6 protein-coding genes (1 of these 6 running past the window's edge) are annotated in these 22,003 nt (G+C 69.3%); all 6 read right to left on the reverse strand.

What is annotated here, in order from left to right; all coding sequences use genetic code 11:
- Positions 1–14,183, reverse strand: partial view of a non-ribosomal peptide synthase/polyketide synthase gene (locus tag JWS13_RS10700; protein WP_241032151.1) — the beginning only. The gene continues 19,591 nt to the left of window position 1, outside the view; the window shows 14,183 of its 33,774 coding nt (coding positions 1–14,183); the start codon lies at positions 14,181–14,183; the stop codon falls past the left edge of the window.
- 1,304 nt (positions 14,184–15,487) lie between these two features.
- The gene (locus tag JWS13_RS10705) at positions 15,488–17,428 is read right to left on the reverse strand and encodes an acetoacetate--CoA ligase (RefSeq protein ID WP_206005531.1); all 1,941 of its coding nucleotides are present in this window, start codon (positions 17,426–17,428) and stop codon (positions 15,488–15,490) included.
- 59 nt (positions 17,429–17,487) lie between these two features.
- Positions 17,488–18,321, reverse strand: a complete 834-nt coding sequence (locus JWS13_RS10710; RefSeq protein WP_206005532.1) for an HpcH/HpaI aldolase/citrate lyase family protein — start codon at positions 18,319–18,321, stop codon at positions 17,488–17,490.
- Positions 18,318–18,833, reverse strand: a complete 516-nt coding sequence (locus JWS13_RS10715; RefSeq protein WP_160099799.1) for a MaoC family dehydratase — start codon at positions 18,831–18,833, stop codon at positions 18,318–18,320. The genes JWS13_RS10710 and JWS13_RS10715 overlap by 4 nt, the downstream gene beginning before the upstream one ends.
- Positions 18,830–19,990, reverse strand: coding sequence for an acyl-CoA dehydrogenase family protein (locus JWS13_RS10720; RefSeq protein WP_072945639.1), 1,161 nt, complete (start codon positions 19,988–19,990; stop codon positions 18,830–18,832). The genes JWS13_RS10715 and JWS13_RS10720 overlap by 4 nt, the downstream gene beginning before the upstream one ends.
- Positions 19,987–21,996, reverse strand: coding sequence for an acetyl/propionyl/methylcrotonyl-CoA carboxylase subunit alpha (locus JWS13_RS10725; protein WP_206005533.1), 2,010 nt, complete (start codon positions 21,994–21,996; stop codon positions 19,987–19,989). Before JWS13_RS10725 ends, JWS13_RS10720 begins: the two co-directional genes overlap by 4 nt.
- Positions 21,997–22,003: the final 7 nt, after the last annotated feature.

Below are 22,003 nucleotides of genomic sequence, written 5' to 3' on the forward strand. Positions count from 1 at the left end.
ACGAACTCGCCCACGAAGTCCAGCACCGCGGTCACGTCCACCTCGGCGCCCGGCGCCGGGAGGACGTACGACACGAGGACCGAATCCCCGGACGGCCCGGGCAGCACCGACGTCGTCGCGAAGTCGACGGCGGGATGCTTGGCCAGCACCGCGTCGATCTCGCCGAGTTCGATGCGGAATCCGCGGACCTTCACCTGCTGGTCCGAACGGCCGACGTAGTCGACGGTCAGCGCGCCGTCCGCGTCCTTCTTCCAGCGCACGACGTCGCCGGTGCGGTACATCCGGTCGCCCGGCTCACCGTAGGGGTTCGCGACGAAGCGTCCCGCGGTCAGCGGCGTGCGCCGGTGGTAGCCGCGGGCCAGTCCGAGGCCCGACAGATAGAGGTCACCTGCGATACCGACCGGGACGGGCCGGAGCCGGTCGTCGAGGACCAGCGCGCTGGTGCCGCGGATCGGGCCACCGATCGTGACCGGGCCGTCGGCGGCCATCGGGTCGCTGATGTTGGTCATGATCGTGGTCTCGGTGGGACCGTAGCCGTTGAACAGCGAGCGTCCGGGCGCCCAGCGGGCCGCGAGTTCCGCCGGGACGGCCTCGCCGCCGGCGACGACGAACTGGAAGTCGTCCAGCCCGGACGGGTCGACGGAGGCCAGCGCCGACGGCGTGACGAAGCCGTGCGTGACGCGGTGCTCGCGCAGGAATTTCGCGAACTCGGGTCCGCCGTACACATCGGTCGGAGCGATCACCATGGTGGCGCCGGCGCCGACCGCGAGCAGCAGTTCGAGAACGGACGCGTCGAAGCTCGGCGACGCGAAGTGCAGTGTCCGCGAGTCGGTCGTCACCGAGTAGCGCTCGCGCTGTTCGGCGGCGAAGTTGGCGAGACCCCGGTGCGTGACGACGACGCCCTTGGGCTGCCCGGTGGTGCCGGACGTGTAGATCACGTAGGCGCTGTTGGCCGGGGTGACCGCCGTGCGGCGCTCCGCCTCCGCGACGGGAGCCGTGGAGTAGCGCGCCGAGGCGTCCACGAACTCGTCGCTGTCGAGGACCAGCCAGTCGACGTCCCGAGGAAGCCGGCCGACCTCGGAGCTCACGGAAAAGCCCAGCGTCACACCGGAATCGGTGACCATGTGGGCGATGCGCTCGTCCGGGTACCCGGGGTCGATCGGCACGTACGCGCCGCCGCTCTTGGCGACGGCCCAGATGCCGACGATGGACGGGATCGAGCGGGTGATGCCGAGACCGACGAACGTCTCCGCGCCGACCCCGCGATCGATCAGGATGCGCGCCACCCGGTTCGAGCGCTCGTCCAGTTCGCGGTAGGTGATGCTGTCGCCGCCCGAGACGATCGCGTCCCCGTCCGGGTTCGCGGCGACCGCGGCCTCGAGCAGTTCGACGAGCGTGGTGGGCGCGACGCCCTCGAGACCGCGGACCGGTGTCAGTTCCTCGGTCTCCGCGGCGTCGAGGATGGGGATGTCCCCCACCGCGACGTCGGTTCCGCCGCCCGCGACGGCCGTGAGGATCCGCACGAAGCGGTCCGCGAAGCCCTGCACGGTCTCGGCGTCGAAGATCTCGGTTGCGTACCCGAGAACACCGGTGATCCCGGTGGGCGCACCCTCGTCGGACCACAGTTCGCGCAGGTCGACGGTGAGGTCGAACTTGCTGAACTCGACGTCCACGGCACCGGGTGTCGCCTCGAGTCCGGCGAACTCGAGCGACGGGATGCCGTTGACCTGATGGGTCAGCACGACCTGGAACAGCGGCGAGTACGCCGTGGACCGGGTCGGGTTCAGGGCGTCCACCAACTGCTCGAACGGAACGTCCTGGTTGCTGAACGCGGCGAGGTCCTGGGTGCGGACCTGCTCGAGCAGTTCGGCGAAGGAGGTTCCGGGCTCGACCTCGGTCCGGAGCACCAGCGTGTTGACGAACATGCCGACGAGGTTCTCGATCGCCTCGTCGCCGCGACCGGCCACCGCGGCGCCGATCGCGATGTCGGTGCTCGAACTGAGCCGCGCCAGCAGCACGGACAGCGAGGCGTGCAGCACCATGAACAGTGACACGTTGTGCGCCCGCGCGACCTCGCCGAGACGACGGTGCACGTCCTCGTCGACGGAGAAGCCGACGGAGGCGCCTGCCATCGACCGCACCGTCGGGCGGGGGCGGTCGGTGGGCAGAGCCAGGACGTCGGGCACACCCGCGAGGGTCTTCGACCAGAAGTCGATCTGCGCGGCGGCCAGGGAATCGGGGTCGTCCTCGGAACCGAGCACGTCCCGCTGCCACAGCGCGTAGTCGGCGTACTGGACGGGCAGAACCGGCCAGGCGGGCTCCGTGCCCTCCCGGTGGGCCGCGTACGCCGTCATGACGTCGCGGGCCAGCGGCAGCGTGGAGGCGCCGTCGGACGCGATGTGGTGCATGACGAGCACGAGGACGTGGTCGGTCGCGCCGAGCCGGAACAGGCGGGTCCGGACCGGGATCGTGTCGGTGACGTCGAAGCCGGTGGACCCGAACTCGAACATCCGGTCCCGCAGGTCCTCCTCGCGGACGTCGACCGGTTCGAGAGCGAGGTCGATGTCGGCGGCGGGCAGGATCACCTGGTGCGCACCGGAATCGGAGTCCGGGAACACGGTCCGGAGAACCTCGTGCCGCGCGACGACGTCGGACAGGGCCGCGGCCAGGGCGTCGACGTCCAGTTCGCCGCGCAGTCGCACGGTGAGCGGAACGTTGTACGCGGGTGAGGACGGATCGAAACGGTTGAGGAACCACATCCGCTGCTGCGCGAGCGACAGCGGCAGCGACTCGGGGCGCGGGCCGGCGACGAGCGCGGGGCGGCGGGAGCCGGTATGGGCCCGGTCCTCGACGAGCTTCGCGAGGGTCGCGACGGTGGGCGCCTCGAACAGGTCACGGATGCCGACCTCGGTGCCGGTCGCGGACGTGACGCGGGCAGCCACCCGGGTGGCGCTGAGCGAGTTGCCGCCGAGGTCGAAGAACGACTCGTCGACGCTGACCCGCGGCGCGGAGATCACGTCGCCGAAGATGCCGGCGACGACCTCCTCGAGCGCCGTGCGTGGTGCGACGAATTCGGCGGTGCCGGTGGTGAAGACCGGCTCCGGAAGGGCCTTGCGGTCGACCTTGAGATTCGCGTTGAGCGGCATCTCGTCGAGGACCATCACCGTGTCCGGGATCATGTGCGAGGGCAGCGCGTCACGCAGCGCGTCCACGGTCGCGTCGACGTCGAGTTCGGTGCCCGCGGTCGCGGTGACGTACGCGACGAGCCGGGGACCCTGCTCGCTGTCGTGCACGACGACGACCGACTTCTGCACCGCGCTGTTCGCGGTGAGGGCGGCCTCGATCTCGCCGAGTTCGATCCGGAGACCGCGGATCTTGACCTGGAAGTCGCTGCGGCCCACGAACACGAGCCCACCGTGGTCGAGTTCGCGGACGCGGTCGCCGGTCCGGTACATGCGGGCGCCGGGACCCTCGAACGGGTTCGCCACGAAACGCGACGCGGTGGTGCCGAACATGTTGCCGTAACCGCGGGCCAGGACCTGGCCGCCGATGTACAGGTCACCGGTCACTCCCGGCGGCACGGGACGCATCCGGCCGTCGAGCACGTGGTACCGGACACCGCGGAACGCGGTGCCGAACGGGACCGGCCACTTCTCGGCGTCCGCGGTGGAGAGGTCCAGTTCGTACGACGAACACGTGACCGAGGCCTCGGTCGGACCGTAATTGTTGAGCAGGCGCGAGTCCGTGCCGATCAGCGCCGTGCACGCCGCCGGCCGCAGCATCTCACCGCCGAGGAGAATCACCTTCAGGTTGGGCAGGACACCCTCGGTGTCCAGTTCGGTGAGGACCTCGAACGCACTCGGCGCCAGGTTGGTGATCTGGACGTCGCCGGTGCCGATCATGCGGAGAATCGGTCCCGGATCGAAGCCGTCGTCGGCGAGGTGGAGCACACCGCCGTACGCGAGCCCCACCCAGATGTTCTTCTGCGTCTGGTCGAACAGCGGTGAGTTCGCGATCAGCAGACCGGTGCCGTCCTTCACCCGGAGGTCGCCCTGGTACGACTGATAGTTGTTGGACAGACCCAGCATCGGGACCATCGTCGGCTTGGGCCGTCCGGTCGAGCCGGACGTCGAGATGACGTGCCCCAGGCGCTTGCCCGCGTGCTCGTCGGACCACGGGTCGTGCGGGAAATCGGTGTCGTCGAGTGAGGCGAGGTGACGCACCGTCTCGGGATCGTCGAGCACGATCGGATGGTCGAGCGCCGCGTTTCCGGTGGGTGCGCCGGTGAGCCCGCTCCAGGACCGGGTGGCCACCACGGCCCGCGTTCCGCTGTCTTCGACGAGTCCCGTGATCCGGTCGATCCCCCACTTCTGGTCGAACGGCGAGTACGCCGCGCCGACCTTCCATGCGGCGATCATCCCGATCACCCATTCGAGCGAGCGCGGGACGATCAGCGCGACGACGTCGTCGGGGCGAACCCCTCGCGAGACCAGTTCGCGGGCGAGCTGGTTGGCGCGACGGTTCACGTCACCGCGGGTGGTCGAGACACCCCCGGCGACGACGGCGGGAGCCTGCGGGTCGCGTTCGACCCACTCCTGCCAGCGGGTGACGAAGAGTTCGAGCGGCCAGCCCTCCGTCTCCGCCGTCTCCGCCTCGGGTGCGGCGACGATCTCCGGTGCGGGTGCCACGATCTCGATGTCACCGACCAGGGCGTGCGCGTCCGCGATGACCTGGTCGAGGATCGTGCCGAAGCCGTCCTTCCCGTCCTCCGACGGCGGAGCCATCATGATGGTGGGAACTAGACCGGACAGCACGACGGACACGATCGCGTCGGGGCCCATGCCCCGCTCGGACAGCGGAGCCGACATCAGGCGCAGGCGCTCGTCGAACTCGCGGTACGTCACCTGCATGCCGTCGTGGGCGACGGCCACGGCGTCGGGGGCGACGTCGACCGCAGCGGCCAGAAGCTGCGGCAGCTCGCGAACTGTCATCGTGCGGGCAGGTCGCGCTTGGCTCAACTTTGCTCTCTCGTATTCGGTGAGAATGTCGATGTCGCCTACAGCGACACCGGGATCGGTGACGACGGCCTCGAGGATCCTGACGAACCGTTCCGCGATACGTTCGGCGGTGCCGCGCTCGAACAGGTCGGTGGCGAACGTGAATCGTCCGCCCAGACCCGCAGGCCGGCCCGACTCGTCGGCCTTCTCGGTGATCGTCAGCGTGAGGTCGTATTTGGCGCCCTGCGCCATGTCGTCGATCACGCGCACGGTCAGCCCGGGCAGTTCGAGCGCGTCCATCCGATTGTTCTGGAACGACAGCATCACCTGGAACAGCGGCGAGTAGGCCGCCGAGCGCCGGATCCGCAGCGCCTCCACGATCTTCTCGAACGGCACGTCGGAATTGCCGAATGCCGCCAGGTCACCTTCGCGGACCCGGTCGACGAGACCGGAGAACGAATCTCCGGGGCGGACGTGGGTGCGCAGGACCAGGGTATTGACGAACATGCCGACCAGGTCGTCGAGCGCCTGGTCACCACGTGCGGCGAGCGGGGTGCCGACGGTGATGTCGTCGCTGTTGCTCAGCCGCGACAGCAGCGTCGTCAGCGCCGCGTGCGTCACCATGAAGAGGGACGCTCCACGGTCCTTGCCGACCGCTTCGAGGCCGCGCCGCAACTCCGGGCTGATCGCGAAGTCGATCGAGTCGCCCCGCATCGACTGCCTGGCCGGGCGTACGTGGTCCAGCGGCAGGTCGATCAGCTCGGGCGCCCCGGCGAGGGTGTCCGCCCAGTGCGCGATCTGCTTGCCCGCGAGCGACCGCGTGTCGGCAGGGTCACCGAGGACCTCACGCTGCCAGAGCGCGAAGTCGGGGTACTGCACCGGCAGCGGCTGCCACAACGGGGCGGCGCCCGCGGTGCGCGCGCTGTAGGCGACCATGACGTCCCGTGCGAGCGGCGCCATCGACGCGCCGTCGGCGCAGATGTGGTGCACCACGAGGACGAGCAGGAATTCGCTGTCGCTCGTGGCGAACAGCCGGATCCGCAGCGGGGGCGCGACCGTGACGTCGAACCCCTCGGTGGCGAATTCGGTGAGGGCCGTGGAAAGTTCGGCCTCGGGCACCCGCACGGGCGTGAGGTCGAACGGAACCTGGGCGACGTCGACGACCTGCTGATACGGCCCGTCGGCGGAGTCCGGGAACACCGTCCGCAGCGACTCGTGCCGCGCGAGCACGTCGGAGACGGCCGACGACATCGCGTCGATGTCGAGTGCACCGGACAGCCGTACGGCGAGCGGGATGTTGTACGCCGAGGACGCCGTGTCGAACCGGTTCATCAGCCACATGCTCTGCTGCGCCATCGACAGCGGAACCCGCTCGGGGCGCGGCCGCGCGACGAGCGCGGGGCGGTCCGAGCCGGTGCCTGCCTGCTCGGCGACCTTGACGGCGAGCCGTTCCACGGTCGGCGCCTCGAACAACTCGCGCACACCCAGACGGGTGCCTGCGGCGGCGTTGAGCCGCGCGACCGCCTTCGTCGCGACGAGCGAGTTGCCGCCGAGGTCGAAGAACGAGTCGGCGACGCTGATCTTCGCGAGCCCGAGCACGTCCGCGAGGACACCGGCGACCAGTTCCTCGGTCGGCGTGCGCGGCTCGACCATCTCGCCCTGGAGGGCGTCGAAATCGGGCTCGGGCAGGGCCTTCCGATCGAGTTTGCCTGCGGTGGTGAGCGGGATCTCGTCGAGGACGACGATCGCGCTCGGCACCATGTGCGCCGGCAGCGTGTCGCCGACGAAGTGCGTCACCTCGGCGACGTCGACCGTGGCGCCCGCGGTCGGCAGCACGTACGAGACGAGGGCGGTCGATCCCGACGGCAGCGACGTGCCGACGGTGACCGCGAACTCGAGATTCGGGTGCGCCACCAGCGCCGCGTCGATCTCGCCGAGTTCGATGCGGAAGCCGCGGACCTTCACCTGGAAGTCGCTGCGGCCCACGTACTCCACGCCGTAACCGGCGCGGTGCCCGGGATCGACGACGAACCGGACGATGTCGCCCGTGCGGTACATCCGGCTGCCGTTCTCGCCGAACGGGTTCGCGACGAAGCGTTCGGAGGTGAGGCCGAGACGGTCGTGGTAGCCGCGGGCGAGACCGGGGCCCGCGATGTACAACTCCCCTGCCACGCCGACGGGTACCGGGCGCAGCAGTGCGTCGAGAACGTAGACGGTGACGGCGCAGACGGGACCACCGATCTCGATCCGGTTCCCGGGCACCAGCATGTTGCTGACGTTGCTCATGACGGTGGCCTCGGTGGGACCGTAGCCGTTGTACATCCGGCGCCCCGGCGCCCAGCGTTCCACCAGTTCCGGCGGGCACGCCTCGCCGCCGACGACGACGACCTCGAGCCGGTCGAGCCCGGCGGGCTCCACCGACGCGAGCGCGGCAGGCGTGACGAAGGCGTGGGTGACCTCGTTGTCCGCGAGGAAGTTCCGCAGTTCCTCGCCGCCGTACAGGTCGGCAGGGGCGACGACCATCGTCGCGCCGCAACCGAACGCGAGCAGCAGTTCGAGGACGGACGCGTCGAAACTCGGGGACGCGAAGTGCAGGGTCCGCGCCTTCGGGCTCACCCCGTAGTGGGTGCGCTGTTCGGCGGAGAAGTTGGCCAGACCCGTGTGGGTGACGACGACGCCCTTGGGCAGACCTGTGGTGCCGGACGTGTAGATCATGTACGCCGCGTGCTCGAGCTGCACCGACGTGGTCCGCTCCGAATCCGTCACCGGCTCCGCCGACTGCGAAGCGCACAGCGACTCGCACTCGGACGAGTCCAGCGCGAGCCAGTCGACACCGGACGGAAGGTCGTCCCGCTGAGCGGACACGGTCAGGCCGAGGACGGCGCCGGAATCGGCGACCATGTGCGCGATGCGCTCGGACGGGTAGCGGGGGTCGACGGGCACGAACGTGCCGCCGGCCTTGGCCACGGCCCACGTTCCGATCACCGAGTGCTGCGAGCGCGTCATCCCCAGCGCCACAGACGTTTCCGGTCCGACTCCGCGATCGATGAGCACGCGCGCGAGCCGGCTCGAGCGGGCGTCCAGTTCCGCATAGGTCATCGATTCGCCGTCCGCGACGAGCGCGATGTGCTCGCCGTTCTCCGCGGCGGTCGCGGCGAGGATCTCCGGCAGCGACAGCGGCGCGGCGGGCTCGGTGCCGTACGCCGCCAGCAGCGACGCACGTTCATCGGGCGCGAGGATGTCGATGTCCGCGACGCGCGTGTCGACGTCCCCGGACAACGCCCCGAGCACGCGGACGACGCGCGCCATGATCTCCTCGACCTCGGCGGCCTCGAACAGCTCGGGAAGGAACTTGGCGGTCAGGTGCAGCCGCGGGTCGGTCATCGCGACGATCGCCAGTGGGTAGTGCGTGGCGTCGTTCGACGTCACGTCGAGAACGCGGAGACCCGCGATGTCGCTGTTCTTCGTCAGCGCGTCACGGTCGAGCGGGTAGGACTCGTAGACCATCAGGGTGTCGAACAGCGCTCCGAGGCCGAGCCCCTGCTGGATGTCGGTGAGCCCGACGTGATGGTGGTCGAGCAACTCGGTCTGCTCGTGCTGGATGCGGTCGAGCAGGGTGCGGACGGCGTCGCCTGCCTGCACGCGGACCCGCACCGGCAGGGTGTTGATGAAGAGCCCGAGCATCGACTCGATGCCGGGCACCTGCGGCGGACGGCCCGAGACGGTGGTGCCGAACACCACGTCGTCCCGTCCGGTCAGCCTGCCCAGCACGATTCCCCACGCGGCCTGGACGAGCGTGTTCATGGTGACGCCGAGTTCGCGCGAGCGCGCGGTCATGTCGGCGAGCAGGTCGTCCGGCAGATCGATCACGAGCTCACCGGGGGTGAGCGCCGGGGCCGTCTCCGTGTGCGCCGGCGCGAGGAGGGTGGGCTCCTCGACACCGTCGAGGGCCTTCGCCCACGCGTCCACCGACACCTGCGGATCCTGCGCCGACAGCCACTCGAGGTAGCTGCGGTACGGACGCGGCTGCGGCAGCGCCAGGGCGTCGCCGTCCACCGCGTAGAGGGTCAGCAGATCCTGGATGAGGATCGGCAGCGACCAGCCGTCCAGCAGGATGTGGTGGTTGGTGACGGCGAACCGGTAACGGTCCGCACCCGTTTCGACCAGCAGGAATCGCACCAGCGGCGGGGCCGTCATGTCGAACCGGTCTGTCCGGTTCGCGAGCATCAGTGCGTCGAGTTCGGCGTCCCGGTCGTGCTCGGACCGCGCCGAGAGGTCGACGTGCGTCCACGGCACGTCCACCCGGTCGACGACCACCTGCATGCCGGTGCCGTCGTCGCCCGCGACGAAGGCGGTGCGCAGGTTGGGGTGCCGGGCGACCAGCGATTCCGCGGCGCGGCGGAGTCGGTCGGTGTCGACGGATCCGCCCAGGTCCATGACGAGCTGGGTGGTGTACACGTCGGTGGTGGCACCGGCCAGCGACGCGTGGAACAGCAGGCCCACCTGCAGCGGGGCCAGGGACCAGACGTCGGCGAGCGCGGGGTAGTCGCTCTCGAGGGTGTCGATCCGGCTCTGGCTCAGCGGAACGAGGTCGAGGTCCGACGGCGTCCGGCCGCCGGCTCCCGGCCGCTGCGTGTGCGCGACGAGCCCTTCGAGCGCGCGCGTCCACAGGCCGGTGAGCTCACCCACCTCGGCGTCCGTGAGGACGCCCTGCGGGAAGTCGACGGTGGCCGAAAGCCGTTGTTCGCCTTCGATGTCCACGATCATCGCGTTGATGTCGAGGGCGAAGTGCACCGGCATCTCACTGTTGCGGGTGCCGGTCAGTTCCATCGTGTCTGTGTCGGGGACCCAGCCCGCCGCCCGGAACGCGGCGGGAATCTCGCCGACCGACACGCGGCCCAGATAGTTGAAGCTGATCTGGGGGCTCGGCAGCGCTGCGAGGACCGCGCGGGTTTCGGCGTTGAGGAACCGCAGCATTCCGTAGCCGATGCCGTGCTCGGGTACGCGTGCGAGTTGTTCCTTCACCGACTTGACGGCCTGACCCGCGGCCGCACCGCCGGCGAGTGCGTCGCGGACGTCGACGCCGGGCGCCGACAACCGGACCGGGTACATGCTGGTGAACCAGCCCACCGTGCGGGACAGGTCGGCGCCGGGCAGCACCGTCTCCTCGCGGCCGTGGCCCTCGAGGTGCACGAGCGTCGAGGACTCGGTGATGCCGCGTTCCGCGCGCCACGCCGCGACGGCGAGCGCGAGGGCGGTGAGAAGACCGTCGTTCACACCACCGTGGAAGGCACGCGGCACGTCGGTCAGCAGACCGTCGGTGACGTCCGCCGAAACCTCCAGGCGGACCCGGCCGGTGGTCGAGACAGTGTCGCGGCCGTCGAGGGCCCGCGAACCGATCAGCGGGTCCGCACCGTCCAGCGTGGTGCGCCAGTAGTCGAGTTCGCTCACACGCCGGGCGCTGCGCGCGTTGTCCGCGAGGCCGTGCGCCCAGCGACGGACCGAGGTCCCGACTGCCGGGAGCAGTGGGTCGGCCCCGGCGGCGATCTGCCCCCAGGCCGACGCGAAGTCGGGCACCAGCACTCGCCAGGACACACCGTCCACCGCGAGGTGGTGGATCACGACGAGCAGGCGTCCCGTCCGCGGGGCACTCTCGGCGTCCGCAGTATCGCCGTCCGCGCCGTCCTGCACTGCGGATTCGGCGGAGTCCTCGGCGGGCGCGAACCAGACGAAACGCACCACGCTGCCGGTGGCCGGGTCCAGCCTGTCCACCGTGCGCTCGAGCGCGTGCGCTGCCAGCGCCTCGAACGTGCCGGTGCCGGGACCGTCGGTGAACTCGACGCGATCGACGAGGCGGTCGACGTCGACCGAGCCGATCGGAGCGACCTCCAGCGACCACCCGGCCGGAGAGTCGTTGCGCCGCAATGACGAACGCAGGGCGTCGTGGCGATCGACGACGGCCGCCAGCGTGCGCACCAGGCGCTCACGCTCCACCTTCGGCGGCAGCGCGAGGAGAATGGACTGGGAGAACCGGTGGAAGTCGCCGCCCAGCTCGGTCATCCAGTGCACGACCGGTGTGAGCGGCATCGTGCCGATGCCGGCGCCCGGCAGTTCCTCGAGGACGTGCATCGTCGCCGATTCGGATGCGGACTTCGCGACCTCGGCGAGCGAGGCAACGGTCTTGCGCTCGAACACGTCCCGGGCCGTGAACAGGACGCCGGCTTCCTTCGCGCGGGACACCAGCTGGATCGAGACGATGCTGTCGCCGCCGAGCGCGAAGAACGAGTCGCCGACGCTGACGCGCGGCAGACCGAGGACCTCGGCGAACAGCCCGGCGATCGACTCCTCCATGGTGCTGCGGGGAGCCACGTACTCACTGGATTCCGCCGCGAACGTGGGTTCGGGCAGCGCCTTCCGGTCGAGCTTGCCGCTCGCGCCGACCGGCATCTCGGCGAGCACCATGACGGCGTCGGGAACCATGTACGAGGGCACCGCGCGGCCGACGTGGACCGTCAGATCGTCGACGTCCAGCGCCGAACCCGGCTCGGGAACGACGTAACCGACGAGCCGCTGCCCGAGGGAACTGTCGTGCACGACCACGACCGACTGCGCCACATGAGGATACGACGACATCGCGGACTCGATCTCGCCGAGCTCGATCCGCAGGCCGCGCACCTTCACCTGGAAGTCGGTGCGGCCGAGGTACTCGATGCTTCCGTCGACGCGCCACTTGACGAGGTCGCCGGTGCGGTACAGGCGGGTACCCGCGGCGCCGAAAGGATTGGCCACGAAGCGTTCCGCCGTCAGTTCCGGTCTGCCCTCGTAGCCGCGGGCCACCTGGGCGCCCGCGAGATAGAGCTCTCCCGCAGATCCGATGGGTGCGGGCCGGAGGTGGCCGTCGAGCACGTACGCCTCGGTGTTCCACACCGGGGTGCCGATGGGGATCGTGTGGACGGACTCCCGATCCACCTCGCCCGCGGTGGCGTGCACGGTGAACTCGGTGGGGCCGTACAGGTTGTGCAACTCGGCGTCGGACTTCGCCCGGAACGCTGCTGCGACGGCAGGCGGAAACGCCTCTCCCGCAACGAGAACGACGCGCAGGCTGGCGAGTTGTTCACGGTCGGCCTCGGAGACGAACACCGACAGCATCGACGGGACGAACGACGTCGCGGTGACGTTCTCGCGCGCGATCACATCGGCGAGGTAGGCGGGGTCGCGATGCCCCTCGGGTGCGGCGATCACCACGCGCGACCCGGAGGCGAGCGCGGAGAACAGTTCCCACACCGACACGTCGAATGTCGTCGGGGTCTTCTGCAGCACGACGTCGTTCGCATCGAGCCCGTAGCGCGACGCGATCCACGTGACCTGGTTCAGGACCGCGGCGTGGCTCACCGCCACGCCCTTCGGACGTCCGGTGGACCCGGACGTGTAGATGACGTACGCCGGGTTGGCGGCCCGGAGGCCGGCAGTCCGTTCCTCGTCGCGGATCGCGCCCGCCGGGACGCCGCTCGAATCCACGGCGTCGATCTCCACGACGTCGTGGTCGGCGGGGAAGACGAGACCGTCCCGCGCGACCGTGAGGATGCACAGCGGGCGGGCGCTCTCCAGCACGTACGCGGTGCGCTCGGCGGGGTGGTCGGGGTCGAGGGGCACGTATGCGGAGCCGGCCTTGACGACGGCGTACATCGCGACCATCGAGTCGAGTGAGCGGCGGATCGCGAGGGCGACCTTGGTCTCCGGACCCACGCCCCGGCCGATCAGCGTCCGGGCGAGACGGTTCACCCGCGTGTCGAACTCGGCGTAGGTCAGTTCCTCGCCCTCGAAGACGAGTGCCGTCGCGTCGGGCGTGCGCGCGACCTGGGCGTCGAACAGGTCGACGACGGTGCCGGCGGGCGGGGCCACGGCGTCGCCGTTCCACCTCGTCACGACCTGCTCGTATTCCTCACCGCTCATCGTCGCCAGGTCCGACACCGAGGCGTCGTCGCCGGCGCCGAGGAAGCGCTCGAAGAAGTCGAAGAAGCGGCTGTGGTGACGGTCCAGCTCGTCCGCCGAGTACAGGTTGGGGTTGGCCTCGAAGTCGATGTGGATCTTGCTGCCGGCCACACCCTGGTAGATGTTCAGCGAGAGGTCCTCGACCGGTCCGGTGGTGAGGACGTTCTGGTGTCCGGTGACCGTTCCCAGCTTGATCTCGCTGTGGAACATCATGATGTTGATCGAGGGACCGAAGAAGCCGCGCTGTCCCTGGGGCGCGCCGGCGTCGCGGCGGATGTCCTCGTGCCGGTAGCGCTGGCGGCGCAGAGCGCCGGTGAGTTCGATCTGCACGCTCTTGACCAGCTCGGGGACGGTCATCTCCGGGGTGATCTGGAGTCGGAGAGGAACGATGTTCGACACCATTCCGCCGGAGCGGCGCAACGTGGCGGTGGTGCGGGCCGACACCGGGAGGCTGAGGACGACGTCCGTCCGGTCGGTCATGTGGGCCAGGTACGCGGCGAACGCGGCCACCACGATGGGCGCGGAGCTGGCGTTGCTGCCGCCCAGCGCCTCGTCGAGAAGGGTGGCGGTGGACTCGGGCAGTGCTTCGGAGGAGAGCCGCGCGAACTTGCCGACCATCGCCGCACGACCGGCCAGGCTCGGGGCCTCGGGCAGGTGCGCGGTGCGTTCGGCCCAGTATTCGCGGTCCTTCGCGAACCGGTCGGAATTGCGGTACCGCTGCTCGTCCTCGACGATCCGGACCAGGTCCTCGGCGCGGCAGGCCGGCGGCTCGGCGCCCTCGACCAGCGCCGTGTAGATCTCGGCGATGCGCGCGATCAGCGCCATCGCGCCGAAGCCGTCGAGCGCGATGTGGTGGATTCGGCAGAACCAGAAGTAGTGGTTCTCTCCGACGTGGAGCAGGTAGACCACGACGAGGCGGTCCTCGAGCAGGTCGACGGGGGCGCTGTAGTTGGCCCGCATCCACTTCTCGGCGGCGTCGACGGAATCGTCCTCGCCCCGCAGGTCGACGTAGGTGATGGCGTCGTCGAGGGACTTGTCGACGTACTGGTGGGGCATCCCCTCGATCTCGACGAGACGGAGGAAGCCGGAGCCGAACTCCCGGCCGGTGCGGACGGTGGCCTCGGTCAGGAGGTCGAGGTCGATGTCGCCGCGAAGCTCGATGTACTGGGCGATAGTGAGGGGAACGTCGCCCATCGCGTGTTGCGCGAACCAGATGCCACGCTGCGCAGCCGACAGCGGAAACGCTCCTTCCGGAGCACCGCTACTACCCGCTGCATGTCCCGACCCCAAGGGTTACTCCGTTCTCGAACGCGTGGCGACTGCCGCCTGTGTCTTTGGTGATTCGTAGCTCTCGGTCCCACGGACTGCGCCGCGGGCCGGTCTTCCGATGAACGCCATCACATGAACAGGCCCTGCCGGTTCGAAGCTTCTCGCGGAACAGGGACGTGCCGAGCGCGGGACGACCTGCGCTGATCGAAGAGTTCCACCACACTCGGAGTCGATGTCAGACGATCGTCCGAAACCCGATTGCCTGCGACGCTGAACACTCCAAGGCCCTTACATCCCGAACTACTCGCGGTGAGCGGGTTCATACGTGGCTCCGTTCTCTCATCGATCCAACAAGCGGCCACCCAATCGGTGCTCGTCATCCTCCGAGTCGAGAGCCGAGTCTACGGCGCTGGTGAGGGAACGAAACATTGTCGCGTTCACTGCCTCGGCCTCCTCTCGATCGGTGGTGACATTTTCGGTTCGTACGGTCCCGCGGTAACGCCGGGAACTACATCGGTGTCAGATCCAGTACCGTTACCGGCGCTGCTGTGACGTACCCAACCCTCGATACTTCCAGAACCAGGCCTGAATTCGATCTTCGACGCGCTCATATTCAACAGGCAGAACCACATTCCGGGCGTCGCGTCCAACCCGAACACGGATACCGTACCGAGAGTCGGAATTTCGCTAGGTGTACAACTGTCGTATCCAGTTTCATGTTCCGCCTCCCGACTGTCCTCCGTGCACGGTGCGGCCGATCCGGTGATCGACCGCGGCGTTGAACACCCACTGCCCCCCCGTGACCGCAGTTTTTGCCAACCACCGTGTCTACCAAAGCCCCGCGCAGGTCTCAAAACGACGAACACCCGAGGTTGCGCGCAGGGAATAACCGACCAGGTCCGTTACCCACCCGCATCGAGCGGAATACTGGACGCCCGACCATCGCCGGGCGAGCCTCCGGGTCGTGGCAGATCGCCCGCTGACCTGCCACGAAGAGGCGGCGGCGCGGCCACGCCAAGGGGGCGTGAGCCGACGACATCGCGGCCGCGTCCCAGCATCTGGAACACCCTCCCGAAACGCGACGCTTCCAGTGTCCGATTGGTCGCATTTGCCGCAGCGCGACCGATCGGAGGGCGACGGGACATATCTCACACCCCAACGCGCGCAATGAAAGTAAGGCTAACCTAATTGTTGGCGTCCAACGGCACCGAGATCGGCGGAGTCGCTGCTCAGCGTCCGTGCCGCGCGAACCAGTCGAGCAGACCGGGGTCGTCGACGGCGCTGCGGTCCACCGTCCGCCCCGCGTCCGCGCCCTGGAAGATTCGCTTGAGCGGCACCTCGAGTTTCTTGCCGGTACGGGTGTGCGGGATGCCCGGCGCCTCGATGATGTCGTCGGGCACGTGCCGCGGAGAGGCCTGCTCCCGGATCGCTCCGCGGATCCGCTGCTTCAGCGCGTCGTCGAGTACCGCACCCTCCGAGAGGACCACGAACAGCGGCATCCAGTACCCGCCGTCCGCCAGGTCGACCCCGACGACGAGCGCCTCGGCGACCTCCGGGAGCTTCTCCACCACCTGGTAGATGTCGGCGCTGCCCATCCGGATTCCATTGCGGTTCAACGTGGAATCGGACCTTCCGTGCATGAGGACGGTCCCGCGATCGGTGATCGTGATCCAGTCACCGTGTCGCCACACACCGGGAAAAACCTCGAAATAGGCTTCGTGGTAACGCTTTCCGTCCGGATCGTTCCAGAACGACACCGGCATGGACGGCATCGGCGCGGTGACGACGAGTTCACCCACCGCGTCTCGCACCGGCCGCCCCGATTCGTCGAACGCCTCGACGGCAACCCCGAGACAGGGGGCGGACAGCTCCCCTGGCCAGACGGGGACGGTGCGCGCTCCCCCGATGAACGCCGACACCACATCGGTCCCACCGGTGATCGACACGACGGGTACGCGGCGACCGACGTTCTCCGACAGCCACAACGACGACGACGCCGGCAGAGTCGATCCCGTGACTCCCACCGCGCGGAGCGCGCTCAAATCGTGCTCGCGGACGGGGATCACCCCCGCCTTGTCGCACGCGAGAACGTAGCCGGGACTGGTGCCGAGCACCGTGACACCCAGTCGTGACGCCAAGGCCCACAACGCATCCGGAGCCGGATGGGAAGGACTTCCGTCGTAGCAGACGATCGTGGCTCCCACCAGCAGACCCGCCGTCTGGAAGTTCCACATCATCCAACTGGGGCTGGTGTACCAGAAAAGTATGTCTTCGCGGCCGAGGTCGAGGTGGAGCGCCAGCGACTTCACGTGCTCGAGCAGTACACCGCCGTGACCGTGCACGATGCCCTTCGGGAGGCCCGTGGTCCCCGAGGAGAACACCACCCACAACGGGTGGTCGAACGGGACGGGAACGGGCTCGAGTGCGCCGCCCCCGGCGGTCGCCTCCATCCAGGTGAGGGCACCGTCGACGGCGGCGCCCGCATCGAGGTGGGGCACCACCACCGTGAGGGCCGGCGACAATCCGGCCCGCAACTCGGCCACTGCCCCCAGCCGGTCGTGTTCCTTGCCCGCGAACCGGTACCCGTCCGCGGTGATCAGCGCCACCGGTTCCAGTTGACCCAGCCGATCGAGCGCGGCCGGCGCGGAATAGTCCTGCCCGCACGCGGCCCACACGGCGCCGAGCGACGCCGTGGCGAGAAACGCGACGACCGCCTCGGGGATGTTCGGAAGGTAGCCGACCACGCGATCACCGACCCCGACCCCGTGCTCGCGGAGCGTCGCCGCGAGACCCGCCACCGCAGAACGCAACTCGTCCCACCCGACGGAGACGTCGGGAAACCCCTCACCCGCGTACAGGATCGCCGGGGTGCCGGGCCGGGCGTTCCGGAAGACGTGGTCGACGTAGTTGAGCGTCGCACCCGGAAACCAGACGGCGCCCGGCATCGCGGCGTCGGCGAGGGCGGGCCCCGGATCGGTGGCGGACCGGAACTCGAAGTAGTCCCACACGTCCTGCCAGAACTCCCCCGGCGCCGCCACCGACCAGCGCCACAGCGACCGGTAGTCGTCGACCGTGACACTGTGACGCCGTCCGACGAACGCGGCGAAATCGGTGATCACCGCGTCGCGCACGTCGGCTTCGGTGGGAACCCATTGCGGATCGGCAGCCATGGGACCATCTTCCCCGAGAGCAAGGCCGGTCCGCGCTCTTTCGCCGCCTACCGCCGGCCTCAGGCCGGCTTGTCCCCCGCCGAATCGACCTGTGAGCGGCGCAGGATCGCCTCGGCGTGACGCAGGACCGGCGCGTCCACCATCTTTCCCTCGAACGCGAACACCCCGCGCTGGTCGGCGACGGCGGCGAGAACCCGCGTCGCCCAGTCGACGTCCTCGTCGGACGGTGCGTACGCCTCACGGATCACCGCGACCTGACCCGGGTGGATGGCGACCTTGACATCGAATCCGACAGCGACGGCGTCGAGGGCCTCGGCGCGCAACCCGTCCAGGTCCTTGATGTCGAGGTAGACGGAGTCCAGCGCGAGCCGGTGATAACCCTTGGCCGCCAGCAGCGTCGACGACCGCACCTGGGTGGCGACGTCGCGGTAGCTGCCGTCGTCGCGGCGGCTGGAGTTGCCGCCCATCGCGGCGACGAGGTCCTCGGCCCCCCACATCACGCCGATGGTGCTGGCCGCCAACGCGATCTCGGTGACTGCGAGCGCGCCGAGCGGCGACTCGACCAGGGCGATCACCTCGCGCGGAGCCAGCGACAGCACCTGGTCGGCCGACTCGCACTTGGCCAGCATGAGCCGGGTGTAGCGGGTGCCGTCGAGCGCCAGCAGGTCGCGTTCGTGGTCTTCGGTGCCGACCGGGTTGACCCGCACGACGGTCCGATCGGGATCCAGCGGGGTGTCGATGAGGGCGACCCGGGCCGCCTCCTTGTCGCCGGGCGCCACCCCGTCCTCGAGGTCGAGGATCACGACGTCGGCGGCCGCGGCCGCCTTCGCATACCGTTCGGGCCGGTCCGCCGGGCAGAACAACCAGGCGGGACCGGGCAGTTCCCAGCTCACGACGGCTTCTTCTGGACGAGGGTCTTGCGGACCGCGATCGCCACCACGTCGCCGTTCTGGTTGCGGCCGGTGTGCTCGAGCGTGACGATTCCCTCTCCGGGACGGCTCTTCGATTCGCGCTTGTCCGCGATCTTCGTCTCCGCGTACAGCGTGTCCCCGTGGAACATCGGCTTCGGGAAACTGATCTCCGAGAACCCCAGGTTCGCGACGATGGTCCCCTGTGTCAGCTGCGCCACCGACAGTCCGACCAGCGTCGAGAGGGTGAACATCGAGTTGACGAGTCGCACGCCGAACTGGGTGCCCTCGCTGTATGCCGCGTCCAGGTGCAGGGCCTGGGTGTTCATCGTCTGCGTCGTGAAGAGGACGTTGTCGGCCTCGGTGACGGTCCGGCCGGGACGGTGCTCATACACCGCGCCCAGCTCGAACTCCTCGAACCACAGGCCACGCTGGACGATTCGCCTGGGCTCCGTGGTCGCAGATTCGGTGTCGGTGGTGCTCTCCGCGGAGGTCACAGTCCCGCCTCCCGCGCGATCAGCATCAACTGCACCTCGGTGGTGCCCTCGCCGATCTCCAGGATCTTGCTGTCGCGGTAGTGCCGCGCCACGGTGTACTCGTTCATGAATCCGTAGCCGCCGTGGATCTGAGTGGCGTCCCTGGCGTTGTCCATCGCGGCCTCGGAGGCGACCAGCTTGGCGATGGCGGCCTGCTTCTTGAACGGCTTGCCGGACAGCATCCGGGCGGCGGCGTCGTAGTACGCCGTGCGCGCGGTGTGGGCGCGCGCCTCCATGCGGGCGATCTTGAAGGCGATCGCCTGGTTGTGCCCGATCGGCCGCCCGAACGCCTCACGTTCCTTGGCGTACTTGACCGACTCGTCGACGCATCCCTGGGCGGCGCCGACGCTGAGCGCGGCGATGGCGATGCGCCCCTCGTCGAGGATCCGCAGGAAGTTCGCGTACCCGCGACCGCGCTCGCCGAGCAGGTTCTCCTCCGGGACGCGCACGTCCGCGAACGTGAGCGGATGGGTGTCGGAGGCGTTCCAGCCGACCTTGTTGTACGCCGGTTCGGCGGTGAAGCCGGGGGTCGACGTGGGCACGAGGATGGTGGAGATCTCCTTCTTGCCGTCCTTCGTCCCGGTCACCGCGGTGACGGTGACGAGCTTGGTGATGTCCGTTCCGGAGTTGGTGATGAACTGCTTGTTGCCGTTGATGATCCATTCACCGCTGTCGAACTTCGCGGTGGTCTTCGTGCCGCCGGCGTCGCTTCCGGCACCCGGCTCGGTGAGCCCGAACGCGGCCAGGCTCTTGCCGCTCGTCAACTGCGGCAGCCACTCCTGCTTCTGCTCCTCGTTGCCGAACCGGTAGATCGGCATCGCACCCAGCGACACGCCGGCTTCCAGGGTGATCGCGACGCTCTGGTCGACCTTGCCGAGTTCTTCGAGTGCCAGGCAGAGGGCGAAGTAGTCGCCGCCCATTCCGCCGTACTCCTCGGGGAACGGCAGGCCGAACAGGCCCATGTCGGCCATCCCCGACACCACCTCGTACGGGAACGTGTGGTTGGCGTCGTGTTCCGCCGCGACCGGTGCCACCACGTTCTTGGCGAAGTCTGCGACGGTCTTCGCCAACTGCTGGTACTCGTCCGGAAGCTGGCCGGTGGCAAGGAATTCAGTCATGACGCGTCTTCTTTCGTGTCGGTGGTGTCGGTGTGCGGGGTGACTCGTGCGAGCAGTTGGTCGACCATCACCTGGTCACCCGGCGCGACGAGGACGTCGACGACGCCGTCGACGGGCGCGGTGAGCGAATGCTCCATCTTCATCGCCTCGACCACGACGAGTGTCTGGCCGGCGGTGACGTGGGCGCCCGCCTCGGCGCCGACCGCGATGACGGATCCGGGCATGGGACTGGTGATCTCCGCCTCGCCTGCGTGGACGTCGCCGGTGCGGACACTGAGTTCGCGGACCTCACGCAGCATCGTCGTGCCGTCGGACCCCGCGAGCCAGATGTGCCCGTCGGTCTGGGCGACGCGGTAGGTCTCGCGCCTGCCGTCGATCACCACCGACAGCGTGGACCCGTCGAGCGTCGCGGTCAGCGACAGGGTGTCGCCGTCCTCGACCTGTGCGGTGGCCTCGGACGGACTGCCCGTGATCCGCACGTGGTCGGTGCGGGTGGGCGAGGACAACCGGATGCTGGTGGGTGCCGGCGTCCCGACCCGCCAGCCGCTCGGAACGTCCCACGGGTCGGCCTGCGCACGCTCGGGCCAGCGCTGCAACCACCGGAACGCCGCCGCGGCGATCAGGGCGGCATCGGTGGCCTCCGCGGCGACGAAGTCCTCGAGCCGCCGGTCGAGCAGTCCGGTGTCGAGGGCGCCCGCCACCACGTCCGGGTCGGCGAGCAGGAAGCGCGCGAACTCGATGTTGGTGACCACTCCCAGCACACCGGTCCCGGCGAGGGCGCGATCCAGTTTCCGCAGCGCGCCGGCGCGGTCGCCGGCGTGGGCGATGACCTTCGCCAGCATCGGGTCGTAATCGCTGCCCACCACCGTGCCGGGCTGCAACCCGGAATCGACGCGGACACCAGGGCCTGCGGGTTCGACGACGTCGGCCACGAGTCCGCCGGTGGGGAGGAACCCGCGACTGGGGTCCTCGGCGTAGACGCGGGCTTCGATGGCGTGCCCGGTGAGGGTGATGTCGTCCTGGGTGAAGCCGAGCGGCTCACCGGCGGCCACTCGTACCTGCCACTCGACGAGGTCGAGGCCCGTCACGAGTTCGGTGACCGGGTGCTCGACCTGCAGCCGGGTGTTCATCTCCATGAAGAAGAACTCGTCGGGCTTGTCGGCGGAGACGATGAACTCGACGGTTCCCGCACCGGAGTAGTCGACGCTGCGCGCGGTGTTGCAGGCGGCCTCGCCGATCCGGGCGCGCGTCGCCTCGTCCAGCAGCGGCGACGGCGCCTCCTCGATGACCTTCTGGTGGCGGCGCTGCAGACTGCATTCGCGCTCACCGAGATGAACGACGTTGCCGTGTCCGTCCGCGAGGATCTGCACCTCGATGTGCCGGGGGCGCAGCACGAATCGCTCGAGGAAGAGTGTGTCGTCGCCGAACGCCGACGCCGCTTCACGCCGCGCGCTGCGCAGCGCGTCGGCCAGCGCGCCCGGCTCCTCCACCAGGCGCATGCCCTTGCCGCCGCCGCCTGCCGACGGCTTGACGAGCACCGGGTATCCGATGTCGCCTGCGGCCGCGATCAGTTCGTCGTCGGACAGGCCGGGCCGGGCGATGCCGGGGACGACCGGAACGTCGAACTTCGCCACCGCGTTCTTGGCGGTGATCTTGTCGCCCATCACCTCGATGGCGTGCGCGGACGGGCCGAGAAACGCGATCCCCGCATCGGCGCACGCGCCCGCGAACTTGGAGTTCTCCGACAGGAACCCGTAACCGGGATGGATCCCCTGCGCACCGGTCGCCTGCGCCGCCGCGATCACCTTCTCGATGACGAGGTAACTCTCCCGGGCCGCGGCCGGGCCGAGCAGGACCGCGGTGTCGGCCTCGCGGACGTGCCGCGCGTCCCGATCCGCCTCGCTGAAGACGGCGACGGAGCGGATTCCCATGGCCCGCAGCGTGCGGATCACGCGCACCGCGATCTCGCCGCGGTTGGCCACCAGGACGGTATCTATCCGAGTCATTTCAGTC

The sequence above is a fragment of the Rhodococcus pseudokoreensis genome (assembly GCF_017068395.1).
GTDB lineage: Bacteria > Actinomycetota > Actinomycetes > Mycobacteriales > Mycobacteriaceae > Rhodococcus_F > Rhodococcus_F pseudokoreensis.

Excerpts from the sequence above, each read along its gene's own strand:
- JWS13_RS10705 (WP_206005531.1), bottom strand. The coding sequence starts at position 17,428 with ATGGCTGCCGATCCGCAATGGGTTCCCACCGAAGCCGACGTGCGCGAC.
- JWS13_RS10720 (WP_072945639.1), bottom strand. The coding sequence starts at position 19,990 with ATGACTGAATTCCTTGCCACCGGCCAGCTTCCGGACGAGTACCAGCAG.
- JWS13_RS10725 (WP_206005533.1), bottom strand. The coding sequence starts at position 21,996 with ATGACTCGGATAGATACCGTCCTGGTGGCCAACCGCGGCGAGATCGCG.